This window comes from Hugenholtzia roseola DSM 9546 (assembly GCF_000422585.1).
Classification (GTDB): domain Bacteria; phylum Bacteroidota; class Bacteroidia; order Cytophagales; family Bernardetiaceae; genus Hugenholtzia; species Hugenholtzia roseola.
In genome coordinates this window covers 1-6533 of record NZ_AUGI01000069.1, presented here as the reverse complement: position 1 = coordinate 6533, position 6533 = coordinate 1, and the positions used below count along the sequence as shown (strand labels likewise).

Sequence of the window (6533 nt, the reverse complement as noted above, 5' to 3'; positions counted from 1 at the left end):
GGTTTGATATTGGCGTTTGTCATCTTTTCAAACACCTCTTGGGCTTGCTCGAATGTAGCGCATAGATGTATCAGGCAGCTATATATCACCTGCCTGCTTTTGTTGAAAATATCCTTTTTGTTCAGACATTCGCGCAGTTTTTCTTGTGCTTCTTCTATCTGCCCATTTTCTTGCTGGGCTTTGGCAAGCTCAATAAAGTAGGGAATAAAGTGGGGGTCTTGTTTGGTTAGGAAAGCGTACTTGTCTATGCGCTGGGCAGCCGTCAGGTGTAGGCGGTTTGTTTTGCCCACTTTTTGCTTTTCCTCGCGCTCTACTTTTTGCATCAGCGGAGTGGTAGCAAAATAAATGCGGCAGGTTTCGCGCACAAAACCATTGATGGTATAAATTTCGTCTGATATTTTATTGAGCAGTAGCTTTTTGCGCAGCGTTTGGAAGCTATGCTTAAAATCCTCAAAGTCGGCGTAGCGAATATCGCCGTAGGCAAAAGCCGCTCGCAAAAGCAATTCAAGGTCTTGGTTGTCGTCTAAGGTTTCAAAGGTTTTTTGTAGAAACTCGTTTTGGTATCGTTCAAAAGGCTTGTTTAGTATGTTTTCTAAAAAATCTTGCTTGCTAACACTGTCTTCTTCTAAAAAGGCAGGCAGAGCGCGTTCCATAAACCAAGTATTGCCCGCCGTTTTGCCGTATAGGGCTTCAAATTCTTGTTTGGTGAAGCCTAACTGTTCGTACTTTTCTCGATAGTGTTCGGGTGGCAGGGCTTGCAGTTGCGTTTTTTCCAAAAAAGCAACCTGATTTCTAAGCATATCAAAATCAATTTCATATCTTGATTCTAATACAACTTTTACCTGATAGTTGCTCAATGCTCGGAGCAATATTTCGAAAGGCTCGATAAGTCTGTGCTGGCTATTACCCACTTTCAAAAGCAAAAGGCTTTCTACGTTTTCAAAGTAGAAAATCTTACTGCGGAGGCTGCTTTGGTGCTTCGAAAATAAGCGTTTGAGCTGGACTTCGCTTGGTTCGTTTTCTGATTGTATCCCCAGCTCTTCCAAAAAATAAGCCACCACATCGACCGTTTCATCGAGCATAAATCGCGCATAGGGGTAGCGATAGTTTTTGCCTTCGAGCCACTTTTCCCTGATGACGTAGGATTTGCCCATTTGTGCCACGCCATAAAAGGCAAAAAACTTTTTAGCAGAATTTTTATAAAAGCTATCCAAGGTGTCAATTTCCTTTTGACGACCTTCGTGGCGCAAGATAGGCTTGCTCTCCCCCCCCTGACCGCCTTTGTCAGAGGGGGAGGTTACTTTTTTATATTATTCACAAATGTTTTTATTCTATCATCATAGTCAAGACTTTTCATACCTCTTGTATGCTCTTTTTTCAAACGATTGTAGGTTGTTTTGTCTGAAATAGAATCGTAGATAGCATCTAATTCAGCAAATACTTTTGCGTACTGTTCCTCGTCTATCCACGTGATTATTTGGTCAAAATCTATCATATTGTTTTCTTTTTTAGGTTGGTTGTCAATTTTTTTTATTGTCCATTCAAGGGCTTGTGTGTCGTTTTCTTGTGTAAAAATACCCCATTGTTGGATAAAATCTTCTTTTTTGCGGTCTATGATTTGCGATTTTTTGATAGCACTTCGGACAGGCAGCCTATCTTTGGGTAGGTTTGCAAACCCTTCCAATTTATCGCAGGCATTTTGGTAGGCTTCCTCCACCGTAGCGGGATTTTCCGCGAAAAGAGAGCCATAAAAAGCCGTTGCAAAATGAAAAGCCGCCTCGTCTTCTATTTTTCTATGCGTCGCAATCACAACTTTTACACCACCATCGAGCAAATTTTGCACCTGCCCGTAGGTCGCACAACCGTTTAGAAAAACCAAATGCAAATTAGTTTGGTTGTTTTGTATCAAACTTGCCAAAGTTTTTCCCTCAAAGTTTCCATCGAGCAGTTCTACTGTTTGTCCGTTGGCGTGTCCTGCAAAATGAAAAAGGACAATGTTGTTGCGGTATGTTTCTGCCAAGTCTTTAAAAAGGGTTTCTTTTTCAATCTTGGGCGGATTTTCTATTTGTACTGTCCCTTTTTTGCGCAGCGATTGTAAGCCCTCGTAGAGCTTTTGGTTTTCGTGTAGCACGTTTGGCAAATCTGCCTGTGCGAAGGCAAAGTAAAAAATAGGTTTTTCCATAAGACTTGTATTTGCAGCGTGAGAAAAAGTTAAGTTTGGGATTATACTCTGCCTCAGTGGTAGGGAAGGCTACCTAAATCTCCGTTTTGGTAAGGGTAAGCCCTTGTCTTATCCACATTTGATTGATATAAACGGCGTTTTCAAAACATAAAAATCGTTTAGCCGCCCCCAAATAAAACAATAAAAATTCATAAAAACAAAAAATAGATACTTTTTCTATCCCTACCTACCTACTATTTTTCGGCGGTTTGTAGCCTTTATTTGAGTGGGGTCGGATATTTTCGTATCTTGCCTTTCCGAAAAACCAATGCTTTCCTAAGATGCCGAATTTCAACCACTTACACGTACATACCCAATTTTCGCTCTTAGATGGGGCGGCAAGTATTAGCGGCTTGATGAAAAAAGCCAAAGCCGATGGCATGACCGCCGTTGCCCTAACCGACCATGGCAATATGCTGGGCGCGTTTAAGTTTGTGGCAGAGGCAGACAAAAACGACCTATTGCCTATTATTGGCTGCGAATTTTACTTGGTAAAGGATAGGCACGCGCAAAAATTTAGCAAAGGTGAAAAAGACGTGCGCCACCACCAACTTTTTTTAGCCAAAAACGCCGAAGGCTACCAAAACCTATCCAAACTCTGCTCTTTGGGTTACATCGAGGGCATGTATAGCAAGTATCCGCGCATAGACAAAGAACTGATTTTGAAATACCACAAAGGCATCATCGCCACAAGTTGCTGCATAGGGGCGGAAATTCCACAAACCATTTTGAAAGAAGGCGTAGAAAAAGCCGAAGAAAAGCTAAAATGGTGGATAGATATTTTTGGCGAAGACTACTACATCGAACTCCAACGGCACGGCTTAGAAAACATCGACGGCACAGGCATTAGCCAAGAAGACATCAATCAGATTTTGATAGGCTGGGCAAAAAAATACAACCTCAAAATTATCGCCACAAACGACTCGCACTACATCAACGAAGACGACTGGAACGCGCACGACATCTTACTTTGTATCAACACAGGCGAAAAAATTAGCACCCCAAAAGGCGACGGAAAGGGATTCCGATTTGCTTTCCCCAACTCGGAATTTTATTTCAAAACGCAGGCAGAAATGAACAAAATCTTTGCCGACCTGCCCCAAGCCTTAGATAATACCCTCGAAATTACTTCAAAAGTTGAAAAGCTAAAACTCAAACGCGACATCTTGCTCCCCAATTTTCAGCTCCCCGAAGGCTTCAAAACCCAAGACGAATTTTTACGACACCTTTCCTATCAGGGCGCAAAGCAAAAATATGGCACGCTCACAGCCGAACTCGAAGCGCGTATCAACCTCGAACTTTCTGTTATCGAAAAGATGGGCTTCCCCGGCTATTTTCTTATCGTACAAGATTTTATCAATGCAGCCCGAAAAATCAATGTAGCCGTCGGTCCGGGCAGGGGTTCGGCGGCAGGCTCGGTAGTAGCCTACTGCACAGGCATTACCAACATCGACCCCATTCGCTACAACCTACTTTTCGAGCGTTTTCTCAATCCTGAAAGGGTGTCTATGCCCGATATCGACGTGGATTTCGACGACGAAGGCAGGCAGAAAGTCATTGATTACGTCGTAGATAAATACGGCAAAACGCAAGTGGCGCAAATCATTACCTATGGCACAATGGCGGCAAAAATGGCTATCAAAGACGTGGCGCGGGTCTTGGAATTGCCCTTAGATGAAGCCAACGCCCTTGCCAAACTTGTCCCCGAAAAGGCAGGCACTACCCTCGATAAAGCCTTCGAAGAAGTAGCCGAATTAGAGCAAATCCGAAAAGGCAACGACCTGAAAGCCAAAGTCTTGCGCGAAGCCAAAATCTTGGAAGGTTCGGTGCGCGGTACAGGTATCCATGCCGCTGGCGTTATCATTGCACCCGACGACATTACCAAATATATCCCCGTCTGCACCGCCAAAGATTCCGACCTCTTAGTTACACAATTCGACGGCAAACACATCGAAGATGCAGGCATGCTCAAAATGGACTTCTTAGGCTTAAAGACCCTGACCATCATCAAAGATGCCATCGACCTGATAGAAAAAAATCATGGCATCAGGATAGACCCCGACGAAATTCCTTTAGACGACCCCAAAACTTACGAACTCTATCAGCGCGGCGATACCGTAGGCACGTTCCAATTCGAGTCTGACGGTATGCGAAAATACCTCAAAGACCTCAAACCCACCAATATTGAGGACTTAATTGCGATGAACGCCCTTTACCGCCCCGGTCCTTTGGAGTTTATTCCTACCTACATCGACCGCAAACATGGCAAAGAAAAAGTAGAGTATCCGCACGAACTTTTGCGCCCTATCTTAGAGCCTACCTTCGGGATTATGATTTATCAGGAGCAAATTATGCAGGCAGCGCAAATCATGGGCGGCTATACCCTTGGCGGCGCAGACCTTTTGCGTAGGGCAATGGGTAAGAAAAATGCCGCAGAGATGGCGCGTCAGAAGGCTATTTTTGTAGAAGGTGCAAAAAAACACCACAACATCGATGCCCAAAAAGCCGAAGAGGTTTTTAATGTAATGGAAAAGTTTGCCGCCTACGGTTTCAACCGTTCTCACTCGGCGGCGTATTCTGTCGTGGCGTTCCAAACAGGCTATTTGAAGGCAAATTATCCTGCCGAATACATGGCTGCCGTCATGACGCACAACATGAACAATATTGAAAAAATTACATTTTTCATAGAAGAAGCGCAAAAAATGGGCGTCCCTGTTTTAGGTCCCGACGTGAATGAGAGTTACAAAACTTTTGCCGTTAATAATGAGGGCAAAATTCGCTTTGGCATGGCGGCGATAAAGGGCGCAGGCGAGGCTGCCGTAGAAAGTATCATCGAGGAGCGCGAGGAAAACGGTAAATACAAAGACATTTTCGATTTTGCCGCGCGTACTAATTGGCAGACCGTCAATAAGCGTGTCATGGAGGCACTTATTTTGGCGGGTGGCTTCGATGAATTTACCGAAATTCACCGTGCGCAGTATTTTGCCCAAACAGGCGACAAAACCAACTTGGAACTGCTCATCAACTATGGGAAGTCTAAAAAAGATGAAAAGGATAGTTCTCAAAATTCACTATTTTTAGGCGGAAGCAAACAAAGTCAGGAAGCCCTCACGCCCCGTTTTGCACCCGCAACCCCTTGGACAGAAATTGAAAAACTCAATAAAGAAAAAGAAGTCGTCGGGTTTTACATTTCAGGACACCCCTTAGACCAATACAAGTTCGAAATAAAATCCCTTTGCAATACCAATCTAAGCGAACTTTCCGAAAAAAGAGGCTCGGAAGCCTTGAAAGTGGCAGGGCTTATTACCGAAGTGAGCCATCGAACAACCGCCAACGGCAAGCCTTTTGGTATGTTCACCGTAGAAGACTATAATGGTTCTGCTAAAATGGCTCTTTTTGGTGAAGAATACAAACAAAATAAGGACTTTTTGCAGGTAGGCGAATATATTTTCATCACAGGTAAGATGGAAGAACGCTACAATAGCAAAGGCTCTTACGAATTTAGACCCAAAACGCTCAAAAAATTAGCCGACCTTAAAGTCAATACGCGCGACGTTTCCTTGCTCCAGCTTTCTATCGATATCCAGACTATGCCTGCTGATTTGGTTACAAAATTAGACCAACTTTTTAATGAAAATAGGGGCAACTGCACTCTCAAAATGGAATTTGTCTGGCGCAATAAAGAAAAAGAGGTCAAACTCAATAGCGTTTCGCGCGACACCAAAATCACGCCTACCAATAGCCTGCTCAACGAACTCGATAGAATGGGCGTGCGCTATCAGATGATTTAATTGGGAAAAGTGCAGTGGGGTTAAGTTCTAAAAATTAGGCGCACATATATGGACAAGGCACTGCCTTGTCCGAAGTGAGATTGAAATAAAAAAGGATTTTCAGAGCCAAAAATAGGCTTCAATCCAAGTTTTATGCTTCTTTCGTCATACGCCTAACAGGGGTAGCTTCCTCGATTCGGTGCAGAATTGGTCATAGCGATAGAAGACAATATCGCTGCTTGGTTTGCTTACAATTCTTTACCCAATTTTCGAACCTCCTCGATGGATAGTTTTGTAAGTTCGGCGGTCATTTCTATAGAAAGTCCTTTTTTTAAACAAGAAATTGCTAATTCACGACGGGCTTTTAGCTCGCCCACGCGTTCGCCTTCGAGCTTTCCTTCAAGTTTGCCTTTCTCTATACCTTTTTCTATGCCTTTCTCTATACCCTTTTGCAAGCCCTTTTCCAAACCTTGCAAATAAAAGTCATCTTTTTCAATGTCGTATCCTATCGTTCCCATATTTCCTAATTGGTTTTGAATGAT

General features: G+C 43.4%; 3 protein-coding genes and 1 pseudogene. 1 reads left to right on the top strand and 3 read right to left on the bottom strand.

What is annotated here, in order from left to right; genetic code table 11:
- Window positions 1-1214 (bottom strand): hypothetical protein (locus tag G500_RS0107880; RefSeq protein WP_154657067.1); only part of this gene is annotated, 1214 nt, incomplete at its 3' end.
- A gap of 83 nt (window positions 1215-1297) precedes the next feature.
- Entirely contained in the window at window positions 1298-2182 is an 885-nt protein-coding gene (locus tag G500_RS0107875; protein WP_027002169.1) for a CHAT domain-containing protein, read from the bottom strand.
- Window positions 2183-2502: 320 nt separating this feature from the next.
- Here G500_RS0107875 and dnaE point away from each other — a divergent pair, with 320 nt between their 5' ends.
- A complete protein-coding gene (dnaE, locus tag G500_RS0107870; RefSeq protein ID WP_027002168.1) occupies window positions 2503-6012 on the top strand; it encodes a DNA polymerase III subunit alpha in 3510 nt (1169 codons plus the stop codon).
- A gap of 227 nt (window positions 6013-6239) precedes the next feature.
- Here the strand turns inward: dnaE and G500_RS26250 are convergent.
- A pseudogene (locus G500_RS26250) lies at window positions 6240-6533 on the bottom strand (hypothetical protein); the annotation flags it as partial.